The organism is Pseudomonas sp. TH15 (assembly GCF_016651105.1).
In the GTDB taxonomy this organism is placed as follows: Bacteria; Pseudomonadota; Gammaproteobacteria; order Pseudomonadales; family Pseudomonadaceae; genus Aquipseudomonas.
In genome coordinates this window covers 322,833-337,500 of the sequence record NZ_JAEKEL010000001.1, presented here as the reverse complement: position 1 = coordinate 337,500, position 14,668 = coordinate 322,833, and the positions used below count along the sequence as shown (strand labels likewise).

Here is a 14,668-nt window from a genome sequence, read left to right as displayed (position 1 = left end):
TGGCTCCACCACTACTGCTTCTGTTTGTTGAAAGCTTAGAAATGAGCATTCCATCCTGGTGATGGTGAATGTTGATTTCTAGTCTTTGATTAGATCGTTCTTTAAAAATTTGGGTATGTGATAGAAAGATAGACTGGACGTTACTTTCACTGGTAACGGATCAGGCTAAGGTAAAATTTGTGAGTAATTGCGAATTTTCGGCGAATGTCGTCTTCACAGTATAACCAGATTGCTTGGGGTTATATGGTCAAGTGAAGAAGCGCATACGGTGGATGCCTTGGCAGTCAGAGGCGATGAAAGACGTGGTAGCCTGCGAAAAGCTTCGGGGAGTCGGCAAACAGACTTTGATCCGGAGATGTCTGAATGGGGGAACCCACCTAACATAAGTTAGGTATCTTAAGCTGAATACATAGGTGCAAGAGGCGAACCAGGGGAACTGAAACATCTAAGTACCCTGAGGAAAAGAAATCAACCGAGATTCCCTTAGTAGTGGCGAGCGAACGGGGACTAGCCCTTAAGTGGCTTTGAGATTAGCGGAACGCTCTGGAAAGTGCGGCCATAGTGGGTGATAGCCCTGTACGCGAAAATCTCTTAGTCATGAAATCGAGTAGGACGGAGCACGAGAAACTTTGTCTGAATATGGGGGGACCATCCTCCAAGGCTAAATACTACTGACTGACCGATAGTGAACTAGTACCGTGAGGGAAAGGCGAAAAGAACCCCGGAGAGGGGAGTGAAATAGATCCTGAAACCGTATGCGTACAAGCAGTGGGAGCAGACTTGTTCTGTGACTGCGTACCTTTTGTATAATGGGTCAGCGACTTATTTTCAGTGGCGAGCTTAACCGAATAGGGGAGGCGTAGCGAAAGCGAGTCTTAATAGGGCGTCTAGTCGCTGGGAATAGACCCGAAACCGGGCGATCTATCCATGGGCAGGTTGAAGGTTGGGTAACACTAACTGGAGGACCGAACCGACTACCGTTGAAAAGTTAGCGGATGACCTGTGGATCGGAGTGAAAGGCTAATCAAGCTCGGAGATAGCTGGTTCTCCTCGAAAGCTATTTAGGTAGCGCCTCATGTATCACTGTAGGGGGTAGAGCACTGTTTCGGCTAGGGGGTCATCCCGACTTACCAAACCGATGCAAACTCCGAATACCTACAAGTGCCGAGCATGGGAGACACACGGCGGGTGCTAACGTCCGTCGTGAAAAGGGAAACAACCCAGACCGTCAGCTAAGGTCCCAAAGTTATGGTTAAGTGGGAAACGATGTGGGAAGGCTTAGACAGCTAGGAGGTTGGCTTAGAAGCAGCCACCCTTTAAAGAAAGCGTAATAGCTCACTAGTCGAGTCGGCCTGCGCGGAAGATGTAACGGGGCTCAAACCATACACCGAAGCTACGGGTATCACCCTCGGGTGATGCGGTAGAGGAGCGTTCTGTAAGCCTGTGAAGGTGAGTTGAGAAGCTTGCTGGAGGTATCAGAAGTGCGAATGCTGACATGAGTAACGACAATGGGTGTGAAAAACACCCACGCCGAAAGACCAAGGTTTCCTGCGCAACGTTAATCGACGCAGGGTTAGTCGGTCCCTAAGGCGAGGCTGAAAAGCGTAGTCGATGGAAAACAGGTTAATATTCCTGTACTTCTGGTTATTGCGATGGAGGGACGGAGAAGGCTAGGCCAGCTTGGCGTTGGTTGTCCAAGTTTAAGGTGGTAGGCTGAGATCTTAGGTAAATCCGGGATCTTAAGGCCGAGAGCTGATGACGAGTTATCTTTTAGATGACGAAGTGGTTGATGCCATGCTTCCAAGAAAAGCTTCTAAGCTTCAGGTAACCAGGAACCGTACCCCAAACCGACACAGGTGGTTGGGTAGAGAATACCAAGGCGCTTGAGAGAACTCGGGTGAAGGAACTAGGCAAAATGGCACCGTAACTTCGGGAGAAGGTGCGCCGGTGAGGGTGAAGGACTTGCTCCGTAAGCTCATGCCGGTCGAAGATACCAGGCCGCTGCGACTGTTTATTAAAAACACAGCACTCTGCAAACACGAAAGTGGACGTATAGGGTGTGACGCCTGCCCGGTGCCGGAAGGTTAATTGATGGGGTTAGCTAACGCGAAGCTCTTGATCGAAGCCCCGGTAAACGGCGGCCGTAACTATAACGGTCCTAAGGTAGCGAAATTCCTTGTCGGGTAAGTTCCGACCTGCACGAATGGCGTAACGATGGCGGCGCTGTCTCCACCCGAGACTCAGTGAAATTGAAATCGCTGTGAAGATGCAGTGTATCCGCGGCTAGACGGAAAGACCCCGTGAACCTTTACTATAGCTTTGCACTGGACTTTGAATTTGCTTGTGTAGGATAGGTGGGAGGCTTTGAAGCGTGGACGCCAGTTCGCGTGGAGCCAACCTTGAAATACCACCCTGGCAACTTTGAGGTTCTAACTCAGGTCCGTTATCCGGATCGAGGACAGTGTATGGTGGGTAGTTTGACTGGGGCGGTCTCCTCCTAAAGAGTAACGGAGGAGTACGAAGGTGCGCTCAGACCGGTCGGAAATCGGTCGTAGAGTATAAAGGCAAAAGCGCGCTTGACTGCGAGACAGACACGTCGAGCAGGTACGAAAGTAGGTCTTAGTGATCCGGTGGTTCTGTATGGAAGGGCCATCGCTCAACGGATAAAAGGTACTCCGGGGATAACAGGCTGATACCGCCCAAGAGTTCATATCGACGGCGGTGTTTGGCACCTCGATGTCGGCTCATCACATCCTGGGGCTGAAGCCGGTCCCAAGGGTATGGCTGTTCGCCATTTAAAGTGGTACGCGAGCTGGGTTTAGAACGTCGTGAGACAGTTCGGTCCCTATCTGCCGTGGACGTTTGAGATTTGAGAGGGGCTGCTCCTAGTACGAGAGGACCGGAGTGGACGAACCTCTGGTGTTCCGGTTGTCACGCCAGTGGCATTGCCGGGTAGCTATGTTCGGAATAGATAACCGCTGAAAGCATCTAAGCGGGAAACTTGCCTCAAGATGAGATCTCACTGGAACCTTGAGTTCCCTGAAGGGCCGTCGAAGACTACGACGTTGATAGGTTGGGTGTGTAAGCGCTGTGAGGCGTTGAGCTAACCAATACTAATTGCCCGTGAGGCTTGACCATATAACACCCAAGCAATTTGACTACTCGAAAGAGCACCAGATTGCGGTGTGTGAAGACGAAACGAACCGAAAGTTCGAGACACTCACAAAACACCGAGATCTATCACATACCCATTCGCTGGAGCGTAGGCCATCTGGCCACGATTCGGTACCCGAATTTCTTGACGACCATAGAGCATTGGAACCACCTGATCCCATCCCGAACTCAGTAGTGAAACGATGCATCGCCGATGGTAGTGTGGGGTTTCCCCATGTGAGAGTAGGTCATCGTCAAGATTAAATTCCGAAACCCCTATCTGCGTATGCAGGTAGGGGTTTTGTTTTGCCCGAAGAAAAATCCGACCTCTATGGTTTCTATGCAACGGCTCGGGGCATGGCTATTATTCGGGCCTCATTGTGAGGCGAGACTTGCATGCTGACGTTGTTAAAGCTTCTAAAGGATGGTCGATTCCATTCAGGTCAGGCCTTGGGTGTTGCCCTGGGTATCAGTCGTAGTGCTGTATGGAAGCAACTTCAGCATTTAGAGGCTGAGTTGGGCTATCCATTCATAAGGTTCGAGGGCGTGGCTACCAGTTAGCGGCGCCATTGGTGTTGCTCGATCCTAGTAAAATGGCGGAAATGCTGTCGGAGTGGCCTGTTGCCGTTTTCGACACTATTGATTCAACAAATGCTGAGGCTCTGCGTGCAATCGGTCGCGGACAGTCGGCGCCATTTTTAGTCGTTGCTGAGCGGCAGACGTCCGGTCGCGGACGCAGGGGGCGAAAGTGGGTCAGTCCATTTGCCGAAAATCTTTATTACAGTCTTGTCCTGCGTATTGATGGTGGGATGCGCCAGCTCGAAGGGTTGAGTCTGGTCGTTGGGTTGGCCGTGATGCGGGCCCTGCGAAAATCTGGCGTTGATGGTGCGGGATTGAAGTGGCCTAACGATGTTCTTGTCGGTGACAAGAAAATTGCCGGCATTTTACTGGAGCTCGTCGGGGATCCTGCAGACGTTTGCCATGTGGTGTTAGGCATTGGCATCAACGTAAACATGCAGGTCGCAGAAGAAGTAGATCAAAAGTGGACGTCAATACGCCTGGAGTCAGGGAGGGCATGCGATCGTAATGTGCTTGTGGCTGACTTGAGTGAGCAATTACAGACTTATATAGAGCGTCACCAGGCTGGTGGTTTTTCGGTTCTGAAAGCGGAGTGGGAAGAGAATCATTTGTGGCATGGCCGATCGGTCTCATTGATCGCTGGCGTCAATCAAATAGATGGCGTGGTGCTGGGTATTGATAATCAAGGTGCCCTGCGGTTGGCAGTCGGTGGTGCTGAAAAGACTTTTAGTGGCGGTGAGCTCAGCCTGAGGCTGCGAGACGACTCCTGAGCTCGACTGCGGTAATAGCTTCATGGAATGGCGAGTGTTACCAATGAAGCGGCGGAATTGATTATCCGGGCGGTCGTTGAGTCGGATTAGATAATGAATGAGAGCCACCGTGCACTTGTTTCGGGCTCGTATCGCTCCTGATCTGGTGTTTGTAGGCTTGGCTATGGCTTGTCCTTTGCCCTGAGGTTTCTTATGCGTTGGTTGTTTCTGCTGTTACTTGTGCTCAATGTGTTTTATTACGTCTGGCATCAACAAGAGGCGCCCCTTCGTGCGAAGGATGTGACGCCTTTGAGCTTGTATCGAGGTTCTCAGCAGGACATTCGTTTGCTGAGCGAGGGCGGAGTTGCTTCGCGAGAAAGGGCGAGCGGTTCTCCGGCGGAGAATGAGTGCCTTTTCCTCGGAGGTTTCTCTCGCCAGGAACTGGTTGAAGCCCTTGAGCGGCGTTTGGCTGGTATGGGGATCAATGCACAACCTGTGTCGAAAGGTCTTCCTAGTGGGGAATATTGGTTGCGTATAGCTCCTTCTGGCGAGCGTTTGCTGGGGGATGTGCAATTGCAAAACCTTTCCAAAGAATTCAATGAGTTAAAACATAAAATAATGCAGTGCGAGGGGGTTGCACCCGTCGAATAGTTTGCATAGAATGGCGCCCGCTTCGCAGTGAACACCTTTAACGGTAAACAGTGCAAAAGCGGTGTCAACGCAGCTAACCTCAGGTTTTTAATGAGAAAATGCTTGACAGAAGGCTGGCATGATATAGAATGCCGGCTCGCTTAGGAGGGGTTCCCGAGCGGCCAAAGGGATCAGACTGTAAATCTGACGTCTACGACTTCGAAGGTTCGAATCCTTCCCCCTCCACCATTTTTAGCGAGAGCTGCAAGCTCCGCGGGTATAGTTTAGTGGTAGAACCTCAGCCTTCCAAGCTGATGATGCGGGTTCGATTCCCGCTACCCGCTCCAAGTTTGCAGGTCCTGCACAGTGTTACGCTCTTGTAGCTCAGTTGGTAGAGCACACCCTTGGTAAGGGTGAGGTCAGCGGTTCAAATCCGCTCAAGAGCTCCATATAACAAGGCAGATATGAAAATATCTGCCTTTGTTTTAATGGCTGGTGTTACTTGCTCAATTCTTCTGCTGGGAGTTGCTTCGATGGCTAAGGAAAAGTTCGAACGTAATAAGCCGCACGTTAACGTAGGCACCATTGGTCACGTCGACCACGGTAAAACTACTTTGACCGCTGCGCTGACCCGTGTCTGCTCCGAGGTTTTCGGTTCGGCAAAGGTCGACTTCGACAAGATCGATAGCGCCCCAGAAGAAAAAGCTCGTGGTATCACCATCAACACCGCTCACGTTGAGTATGATTCGGCCGTGCGTCACTACGCACACGTTGACTGTCCAGGTCACGCCGACTACGTAAAAAACATGATTACCGGTGCTGCTCAGATGGATGGTGCGATTCTGGTTTGCTCGGCCGCTGATGGTCCGATGCCGCAAACTCGTGAGCACATCCTTTTGTCTCGCCAGGTTGGCGTTCCGTACATCGTTGTCTTCCTGAACAAGGCTGACATGGTTGATGATGCAGAGCTGCTAGAGCTGGTTGAGATGGAAGTGCGCGATCTGCTGAGTACTTATGATTTCCCAGGTGATGACACTCCGATCATCATTGGTTCTGCGCTGATGGCGTTGAACGGTCAAGACGACAACGAGATGGGCACGACTGCCGTCAAGAAGTTGGTTGAGACTCTGGATAGCTACATTCCGCAGCCTGAGCGTGCTATTGATAAGCCGTTCCTGATGCCGATCGAGGATGTTTTCTCGATCTCCGGTCGCGGTACTGTTGTGACTGGTCGTGTTGAGCGTGGCATTGTCCGCATTCAGGAAGAAGTTGAGATTGTTGGTCTTCGTGACACTGTCAAAACTACTTGTACTGGTGTTGAAATGTTCCGCAAGCTGCTCGACGAAGGTCGTGCTGGCGAGAACTGCGGTGTTTTGCTTCGTGGTACCAAGCGTGATGATGTTGAGCGTGGCCAGGTTTTGGTCAAGCCGGGTACTGTCAAGCCTCACACCAAGTTCACAGCAGAGGTTTATGTTCTGAGCAAGGAAGAGGGTGGTCGTCACACGCCATTCTTCAAGGGTTACCGTCCGCAGTTTTACTTCCGTACTACGGATGTGACTGGTAACTGTGAATTGCCAGAAGGTGTTGAGATGGTGATGCCGGGTGACAACGTTCAAATGACTGTCACCCTGATCAAAACCATCGCGATGGAAGATGGTCTTCGTTTCGCTATCCGTGAGGGCGGTCGTACCGTCGGCGCTGGTGTCGTAGCCAAAGTCATCGAGTAAATTGTTGTAATGTCTTTTTCGGGCCGGCATAATGGTCGGCCTGATTTTGTTTTAGGTCAGTAGCTCAATTGGCAGAGCGACGGTCTCCAAAACCGTAGGTTGGGGGTTCGATTCCCTCCTGACCTGCCAGATTCACTTGGTGTGTCTGGCTTTCTTTTCACAGGATCTTCATAGATGACTCCTAAAGCTGAAGCTCAAGGCTCTCGCTTCGATCTGCTCAAGTGGCTAGTAGTAGTCGCTTTGGTGGTTGTTGGCGTTGTTGGCAATCAGTATTACTCTGCTTCGCCGATCCTGTACCGCGTACTTGCTTTGCTCGCCATTGCTGCTGTAGCTGCCTTTGTAGGCCTGCAGACTGTCAAGGGCAAGTCTTTCTTTGTACTGGTTAAGGAAGCTCGCACCGAGATTCGTAAAGTCGTATGGCCAACTCGCCAAGAAACCACGCAGACCACGTTGATTGTTGTGGCTGTTGTTCTGGTTATGGCGTTGCTGTTGTGGGGGCTTGATTCCCTCCTCGGCTGGCTTGTTTCCTTGATTGTCGGCTAAGGGTGTCCCGTGGCTAAGCGTTGGTACGTTGTGCATGCTTACTCCGGTTACGAGAAGCATGTCATGCGCTCGTTGTTGGAGCGCGTAAAGCTGGCTGGCATGGAAGATGGCTTCGGCGAAATTCTGGTTCCCACTGAAGAAGTGGTTGAAATGCGTAATGGCCAGAAACGCAAAAGCGAGCGCAAGTTCTTCCCAGGTTACGTGCTGGTTCAGATGGACATGAATGAGGGTACTTGGCACTTGGTCAAGGATACTCCTCGGGTGATGGGTTTTATCGGCGGTACTGCTGATAAGCCAGCGCCAATCACAGATAAAGAGGCAGAAGCGATTCTGCGTCGTGTTGCTGATGGTAGCGACAAGCCGAAGCCGAAGACGCTCTTCGAGCCAGGTGAGTCGGTTCGTGTCAACGACGGACCGTTTGCTGATTTTACCGGCACGGTTGAAGAAGTTAACTACGAAAAGAGCCGGATCCAAGTGGCAGTGCTCATTTTCGGCCGCTCTACTCCGGTAGAGCTAGAGTTCAGCCAGGTCGAAAAGGTCTAGCCGAACAAGCATCCCAACCCCACAGCCCTAGGCTGTGGGGTTTTGTCGTCACTGGGATAAACGCGCAAGTAACCGGGGAGCCTTTCGAGGCGTTCGAACCCGTAATTGGAGTGCCTCATGGCCAAGAAGATTACCGCTTACATCAAGCTGCAAGTGAAGGCCGCTCAGGCTAACCCAAGCCCACCTGTTGGTCCTGCTCTGGGTCAGCACGGCGTGAACATCATGGAATTCTGCAAGGCTTTCAACGCCCGTACTCAGGGTATTGAAGCAGGTCTGCCGACTCCAGTGATCATCACTGTCTACAGCGACCGTAGCTTCACTTTCGAAACCAAATCCACGCCTGCTTCGGTTCTGCTGAAGAAAGCTGCTGGTCTGACTAGCGGTTCCGCTCGTCCGAACACCGTTAAGGTTGGCACCGTTACCCGTGCTCAGCTGGAAGAAATCGCGAAAACCAAAAACGCGGATCTGACTGCAGCTGATATGGACGCGGCCGTGCGTACTATCGCCGGTTCTGCTCGTAGCATGGGCCTTAACGTGGAGGGTGTGTAATGGCTAAGTTGACCAAGCGTCAAAAGGCTATCGCCGGCAAAATCGAAGCAGGCAAGTCCTACAACTTTGTAGACGCTGCTGCTCTGCTGGCTGAGTTGTCGACTGTCAAGTTCAGCGAGTCGTTTGACGTTGCTGTAAACCTGGGTGTTGACCCGCGTAAATCCGACCAGGTTGTTCGTAGCGCTACTGTGCTGCCACACGGCACTGGCAAGACTGTTCGCGTTGCTGTGTTCACCCAGGGTCCAGCTGCTGAGGCCGCTCTGGCTGCCGGCGCTGACCGTGTAGGTATGGACGACCTGGCTGCCGAAATGAAAGGCGGCGACCTGAACTATGACGTAGTTATCGCATCCCCGGATGCAATGCGCGTTGTGGGTCAGTTGGGTCAGATCCTCGGTCCACGTGGCCTGATGCCTAACCCTAAAGTCGGCACCGTAACCCCGGACGTAGCTACCGCGGTTAAAAACGCCAAGGCTGGTCAGGTTCGTTATCGCACCGACAAAAACGGCATCATTCACACCTCCGTTGGCAAAGTCGGCTTTGATGCCGTCAAGCTGAAGGAAAACGTTGAAGCGCTGATCTCTGATCTGAAGCGTATCAAGCCGGCTTCCTCGAAAGGCATTTATGTCAAGCGCATTACCCTGAGCACCACCATGGGCCCGGGCCTGGTCATCGACCAAGGTTCGCTGGAAGCGTAAGACAAAAATTGGCGCAAGCGATTGCGCCAATTGAAAAATTGGGGTCCCTGCCTGGCGGGGGCTATCCAAGACCGTAGGCGACGCAAGTCTTAAACCTCAAGCCTACGCAGATGGTGCTCCCGGTTCCTTACCGAATCAGACACCAAAACGACATCCGGCCCCGGTTGGATGAAACGGTAACAAGCAGGAGTTTTTCCCGTGGCAATTAAACTTGAAGACAAGAAGGCCATCGTCGCTGAAGTCAACAAGGCTGCCCAAGTTGCTCTGTCTGCTGTTGTGGCTGATGCCCGCGGCGTGACAGTAGGCGCTATGACCGGACTCCGTAAAGAGGCTCGTGAAGCTGGCGTTTACGTACGCGTTGTACGTAACACCCTGCTCAAGCGCGCCGTTGCTGGCACTCAATATGACGTGCTCAACGACGTGTTCACTGGCCCGACCTTGATTGCATTCTCCAAAGAACATCCGGGCGCTGCTGCCCGCATCTTCAAAGAGTTTGCCAAAGGTCAGGATAAGTTCGAGATCAAGGCAGCTGCGTTCGAGGGCAAGTTCCTCGCAGCTAACCAGATCGACGTACTGGCAAGCCTGCCGACCCGTGACGAAGCCATTTCCCAGCTGATGAGCGTGATTCAAGGCGCTACCAGCAAATTGGCTCGTACTCTGGCGGCTCTTCGCGACCAGAAAGAAGCTGCTGCAGCCTAAGGCTGAGCCACTCCTTTCAGCGTTTATTGTTTATTTCGATGGCCGCGTAGGCTGTCACCCCAATACAGGAATTTATAGTCATGTCTCTGACTAACGACCAAATCATCGAAGCAATCGGCGAAAAATCCGTTCTGGAAATCGTTGAGCTGATCAAGGCCATGGAAGAGAAGTTCGGCGTTTCCGCTGCCGCTGCTTCCGCTGGTCCAGCTGCTGTCGCTGCTGTTGTTGAAGAACAAACTGAATTCAACGTCATGCTGCTGGAAGCTGGCGAGAAGAAAGTTAACGTGATCAAGGCAGTACGTGAACTGACCGGTCTGGGCTTGAAAGAAGCCAAGGCTGTAGTTGACGGCGCTCCTGGCGTGGTTCTGGAAGCTGTTTCGAAAGACGCAGCTGACAAAGCCAAAGCCACTCTGGAAGAAGCAGGCGCTAAAGTCGAGCTGAAGTAAGCATCGACTTGCACCTCCAGCCCGAGCGTTAAGCGAAAGGCTGATGGCTGGTGGCTCTTGCCACCGGCCTTTTTCCGTTACTGGCAGCCGACTGGGTCGGTGCTGATAACGAGCTGTAACCACCCGATGCGGTGGAGCAAACCATGGGGTTTGCACGATTTTCTGGCTGCTCCCGTCGGGAGGGGCCAAACAAGCAGGTGACCAAGCTGGGGAACGCTGATGGCTTACTCATATACTGAGAAAAAACGTATCCGCAAGGACTTTAGCAAGTTGCCGGACGTCATGGATGTGCCGTACCTCCTGGCCATCCAGCTGGATTCGTATCGTGAATTCTTGCAAGCGGGAGCGACTAAAGATCAGTTCCGCGACGTGGGCCTGCATGCGGCCTTCAAATCCGTTTTCCCGATCATCAGCTACTCCGGCAATGCTGCGCTGGAGTACGTCGGTTATCGCTTGGGCGAGCCGGCATTTGATGTCAAAGAATGCGTATTGCGCGGTGTAACTTACGCCGTACCTTTGCGGGTAAAAGTGCGCCTGATCATTTTCGACAAAGAATCGTCGAACAAAGCGATCAAGGACATCAAAGAGCAAGAAGTCTACATGGGTGAAATCCCCCTGATGACTGAGAACGGTACCTTCGTAATCAACGGTACCGAGCGTGTAATCGTTTCCCAGTTGCACCGTTCCCCGGGCGTGTTCTTCGACCACGACCGCGGCAAGACGCACAGCTCCGGTAAACTGCTGTACTCCGCGCGCATCATTCCTTACCGCGGTTCGTGGTTGGACTTCGAGTTCGACCCGAAAGACTGCGTGTTCGTGCGTATCGACCGTCGTCGCAAGCTGCCTGCATCGGTACTGCTGCGCGCGCTCGGCTATACCACTGAAGAAGTGCTCGACGCGTTCTATACCACCAACGTATTCCACGTGCAGGGCGAAAGCATCAGCCTGGAATTGGTGCCTCAGCGCCTGCGTGGTGAAATTGCCGCTATCGATATCGTCGATGACAAGGGCAAGGTTATTGTCGAGCAGGGTCGTCGTATTACCGCTCGCCACATTAACCAGCTGGAAAAAGCCGGGATCAAAGAGCTGGTCATGCCTCTGGACTACGTCCTGGGTCGTACTACCGCCAAGGTCATCGTGCATCCGGCAACCGGCGAAATCCTGGCAGAGTGCAATACCGAGCTGAACACCGAGATCCTGGCAAAAATCGCCAAGTCCCAGGTTGTTCGTATCGAAACTCTGTACACCAACGATATCGACTGCGGTCCGTTCGTCTCCGACACTTTGAAGATCGACTCCACCAGCAACCAATTGGAAGCGCTGGTCGAGATCTATCGCATGATGCGTCCAGGCGAGCCGCCAACCAAAGACGCTGCCGAGACTCTGTTCAACAACCTGTTCTTCAGCCCTGAGCGCTATGACCTGTCTGCGGTCGGCCGGATGAAGTTCAACCGTCGTATCGGTCGTACCGAGATCGAAGGTTCGGGCGTGTTGTGCAAAGAAGACATCGTCGCGGTTCTGAAGACTCTGGTCGACATCCGTAACGGTAAAGGCATCGTCGATGACATCGACCACCTGGGTAACCGTCGTGTTCGCTGCGTAGGCGAAATGGCCGAGAACCAGTTCCGCGTTGGCCTGGTACGTGTTGAGCGTGCGGTCAAAGAGCGTCTGTCGATGGCTGAAAGCGAAGGCCTGATGCCGCAAGACCTGATCAACGCCAAGCCAGTGGCTGCGGCGGTGAAAGAGTTCTTCGGTTCCAGCCAGCTTTCCCAGTTCATGGACCAGAACAACCCGTTGTCCGAGATCACCCACAAGCGTCGTGTTTCTGCACTCGGCCCTGGCGGTTTGACTCGTGAGCGTGCTGGCTTTGAAGTTCGTGACGTACACCCGACTCACTACGGTCGTGTATGCCCGATTGAAACGCCGGAAGGTCCGAACATCGGTCTGATCAACTCCTTGGCCGCCTATGCGCGCACCAACCAGTACGGCTTCCTCGAAAGCCCGTACCGTGTGGTGAAAGACGCTCTGGTCACCGACGAGATCGTCTTCCTGTCCGCCATCGAAGAAGCTGATCACGTGATCGCTCAGGCTTCGGCCACGATGAACGACAAGAAGATGCTGATCGACGAACTGGTAGCTGTTCGTCACTTGAACGAGTTCACCGTCAAGGCGCCGGAAGACGTCACCTTGATGGACGTATCGCCGAAGCAGGTAGTTTCGGTTGCAGCGTCGCTGATCCCGTTCCTCGAGCACGATGACGCCAACCGTGCGTTGATGGGTTCGAACATGCAGCGTCAAGCTGTACCAACCCTGCGCGCTGACAAGCCGCTGGTCGGTACCGGCATGGAGCGTAACGTAGCTCGTGACTCCGGCGTTTGCGTCGTGGCTCGTCGTGGCGGCGTGATCGACTCCGTTGATGCCAGCCGTATCGTGGTTCGTGTTGCTGATGATGAAGTTGAGACCGGTGAAGCTGGTGTCGACATCTACAACCTGACCAAATACACCCGCTCCAACCAGAACACCTGCATCAACCAGCGTCCGCTGGTGCGTAAAGGTGATCGGGTTCAGCGTAGCGACATCATGGCTGACGGTCCGTCCACCGATATGGGTGAGCTGGCACTGGGTCAGAACATGCGCATCGCGTTCATGGCCTGGAACGGTTACAACTTCGAAGACTCCATCTGCCTGTCGGAACGAGTTGTTCAAGAAGATCGCTTCACCACGATCCACATTCAGGAACTGACCTGTGTGGCACGTGACACCAAGCTTGGGCCAGAGGAAATCACTGCAGACATCCCGAACGTGGGTGAAGCTGCACTGAACAAGCTGGACGAAGCCGGTATCGTTTACGTAGGTGCTGAAGTTGGCGCAGGCGACATCCTGGTTGGTAAGGTCACTCCGAAAGGCGAGACCCAACTGACTCCGGAAGAGAAGCTGTTGCGTGCAATCTTCGGTGAAAAAGCCAGCGACGTTAAAGACACCTCCCTGCGTGTGCCTACCGGCACCAAGGGTACCGTCATCGACGTACAGGTCTTCACCCGCGACGGCGTTGAGCGTGATGCTCGTGCACTGTCGATCGAGAAGACTCAGCTCGACGAGATCCGCAAGGATCTGAACGAAGAGTTCCGTATCGTTGAAGGCGCAACTTTCGAACGTCTGCGTTCCGCCCTGGTCGGCCACAAAGCCGAAGGCGGCGCTGGTCTGAAGAAAGGTCAGGACATCACCGACGAAGTTCTCGACGGTCTTGAGCATGGTCAGTGGTTCAAACTGCGCATGGCTGAAGATGCTCTGAACGAGCAGCTCGAGAAGGCCCAGGCCTACATCGTTGATCGTCGCCGTCTGCTGGACGACAAGTTCGAAGACAAGAAGCGCAAGCTGCAGCAGGGCGATGACCTGGCTCCGGGCGTGCTGAAAATCGTCAAGGTTTACCTGGCAATCCGTCGCCGCATCCAGCCGGGCGACAAGATGGCCGGTCGTCACGGTAACAAAGGTGTGGTCTCCGTGATCATGCCGGTTGAAGACATGCCGCACGATGCCAATGGCACTCCGGTCGACGTCGTCCTCAACCCGTTGGGCGTACCTTCGCGTATGAACGTTGGTCAGATCCTTGAAACTCACCTCGGCCTCGCGGCTAAAGGTCTGGGCGAGAAGATCAACCGGATGATCGAAGAGCAGCGCAAAGTCGCTGAGCTTCGTAAATTCCTCGACGAGATCTACAACCAGATCGGCGGTCGTAACGAAGATCTGGATAGCTTCTCCGACCAGGAAATCCTGGATCTGGCGAAGAACCTGCGTGGCGGCGTTCCAATGGCCACTCCAGTGTTCGACGGCGCCAAGGAAAGCGAAATCAAGGCCATGCTGAAACTGGCAGACCTGCCAGAAAGCGGCCAGATGCAGCTGACCGACGGCCGTACCGGCAACAAGTTCGAGCGCCCGGTTACTGTTGGCTACATGTACATGCTGAAGCTGAACCACTTGGTAGACGACAAGATGCACGCTCGTTCTACCGGTTCGTACAGCCTGGTTACCCAGCAGCCGCTGGGTGGTAAGGCACAGTTCGGTGGTCAGCGTTTCGGGGAGATGGAGGTCTGGGCACTGGAAGCATACGGTGCTGCTTACACTCTGCAAGAAATGCTCACAGTGAAGTCGGACGATGTGAACGGCCGGACCAAGATGTACAAAAACATCGTGGACGGCGATCACCGTATGGAGCCGGGCATGCCCGAGTCTTTCAACGTGTTGATCAAGGAAATTCGTTCCCTCGGCATCGATATCGATCTGGAAACCGAATAACACGTGACGCGAATCGAGAGCGGGGCAGGATTGCCCGCTCTCTGCTCCGCCAGGAGGAAAGG

At 53.4% G+C, this 14,668-nt stretch carries 9 protein-coding genes, 5 tRNA genes, 2 rRNA genes and 1 pseudogene (1 of these 17 running past the window's edge); all 17 read left to right on the top strand.

The window, feature by feature from the left end:
* Positions 1-11: transfer RNA gene (locus JFT87_RS01635), tRNA-Ala, on the top strand (it extends 65 nt beyond the left edge of the window).
* A 234-nt stretch (positions 12-245) separates the two neighbouring features.
* Positions 246-3,138: ribosomal RNA gene (locus tag JFT87_RS01630) — 23S ribosomal RNA — on the top strand.
* 159 nt (positions 3,139-3,297) lie between these two features.
* Positions 3,298-3,413: ribosomal RNA gene (rrf, locus tag JFT87_RS01625) — 5S ribosomal RNA — on the top strand.
* A 136-nt stretch (positions 3,414-3,549) separates the two neighbouring features.
* Positions 3,550-4,502, top strand: a pseudogene (gene birA / locus JFT87_RS01620) (bifunctional biotin--[acetyl-CoA-carboxylase] ligase/biotin operon repressor BirA).
* A gap of 192 nt (positions 4,503-4,694) precedes the next feature.
* Entirely contained in the window at positions 4,695-5,132 is a 438-nt protein-coding gene (locus tag JFT87_RS01615) for a hypothetical protein (RefSeq protein WP_201198230.1), read from the top strand.
* A gap of 143 nt (positions 5,133-5,275) precedes the next feature.
* Positions 5,276-5,360 (top strand) — tRNA-Tyr (locus JFT87_RS01610).
* 24 nt (positions 5,361-5,384) lie between these two features.
* Positions 5,385-5,458 (top strand) — tRNA-Gly (locus JFT87_RS01605).
* A 26-nt stretch (positions 5,459-5,484) separates the two neighbouring features.
* A tRNA-Thr gene (locus JFT87_RS01600) sits at positions 5,485-5,560 on the top strand.
* An 84-nt stretch (positions 5,561-5,644) separates the two neighbouring features.
* Positions 5,645-6,838 carry an elongation factor Tu gene (gene tuf, locus JFT87_RS01595; protein WP_007896619.1) on the top strand — a complete coding sequence of 398 codons (1,194 nt, stop codon included), beginning with the start codon at positions 5,645-5,647 and terminating at the stop codon, positions 6,836-6,838.
* Positions 6,839-6,891: 53 nt separating this feature from the next.
* Positions 6,892-6,967: transfer RNA gene (locus JFT87_RS01590), tRNA-Trp, on the top strand.
* A gap of 45 nt (positions 6,968-7,012) precedes the next feature.
* A complete protein-coding gene (secE, locus tag JFT87_RS01585) occupies positions 7,013-7,381 on the top strand; it encodes a preprotein translocase subunit SecE (RefSeq protein ID WP_008145488.1) in 369 nt (122 codons plus the stop codon).
* A gap of 9 nt (positions 7,382-7,390) precedes the next feature.
* Positions 7,391-7,924 carry a transcription termination/antitermination protein NusG gene (gene nusG / locus JFT87_RS01580; RefSeq protein ID WP_054052239.1) on the top strand — a complete coding sequence of 178 codons (534 nt, stop codon included), beginning with the start codon at positions 7,391-7,393 and terminating at the stop codon, positions 7,922-7,924.
* Positions 7,925-8,041: 117 nt separating this feature from the next.
* Positions 8,042-8,473 carry a 50S ribosomal protein L11 gene (gene rplK / locus JFT87_RS01575; RefSeq protein WP_042561349.1) on the top strand — a complete coding sequence of 144 codons (432 nt, stop codon included), beginning with the start codon at positions 8,042-8,044 and terminating at the stop codon, positions 8,471-8,473.
* Positions 8,473-9,168: a 50S ribosomal protein L1 gene (rplA, locus tag JFT87_RS01570; RefSeq protein WP_128872506.1), complete on the top strand. Its 696-nt coding sequence runs from the start codon at positions 8,473-8,475 to the stop codon at positions 9,166-9,168. Before rplK ends, rplA begins: the two co-directional genes overlap by 1 nt.
* A gap of 198 nt (positions 9,169-9,366) precedes the next feature.
* Positions 9,367-9,867, top strand: a complete 501-nt coding sequence (gene rplJ, locus JFT87_RS01565) for a 50S ribosomal protein L10 (protein WP_010467255.1) — start codon at positions 9,367-9,369, stop codon at positions 9,865-9,867.
* Positions 9,868-9,947: 80 nt separating this feature from the next.
* Positions 9,948-10,313 (top strand): 50S ribosomal protein L7/L12, encoded by a 366-nt coding sequence (gene rplL, locus JFT87_RS01560; RefSeq protein WP_008145490.1) that lies wholly within the window; start codon positions 9,948-9,950, stop codon positions 10,311-10,313.
* Positions 10,314-10,532: 219 nt separating this feature from the next.
* A complete protein-coding gene (gene rpoB, locus JFT87_RS01555) occupies positions 10,533-14,606 on the top strand; it encodes a DNA-directed RNA polymerase subunit beta (protein WP_201198229.1) in 4,074 nt (1,357 codons plus the stop codon).
* The last annotated feature ends 62 nt before the right edge of the window (positions 14,607-14,668 follow it).

What these genes read in the sequence shown, in the direction of transcription:
- rplK (WP_042561349.1), top strand. Translation starts at nt 8,042, where the DNA reads ATGGCCAAGAAGATTACCGCTTACATCAAGCTGCAAGTGAAGGCCGCT.
- rplA (WP_128872506.1), top strand. Translation starts at nt 8,473, where the DNA reads ATGGCTAAGTTGACCAAGCGTCAAAAGGCTATCGCCGGCAAAATCGAA.
- rplL (WP_008145490.1), top strand. Translation starts at nt 9,948, where the DNA reads ATGTCTCTGACTAACGACCAAATCATCGAAGCAATCGGCGAAAAATCC.
- tuf (WP_007896619.1), top strand. Translation starts at nt 5,645, where the DNA reads ATGGCTAAGGAAAAGTTCGAACGTAATAAGCCGCACGTTAACGTAGGC.
- secE (WP_008145488.1), top strand. Translation starts at nt 7,013, where the DNA reads ATGACTCCTAAAGCTGAAGCTCAAGGCTCTCGCTTCGATCTGCTCAAG.
- rpoB (WP_201198229.1), top strand. Translation starts at nt 10,533, where the DNA reads ATGGCTTACTCATATACTGAGAAAAAACGTATCCGCAAGGACTTTAGC.
- JFT87_RS01615 (WP_201198230.1), top strand. Translation starts at nt 4,695, where the DNA reads ATGCGTTGGTTGTTTCTGCTGTTACTTGTGCTCAATGTGTTTTATTAC.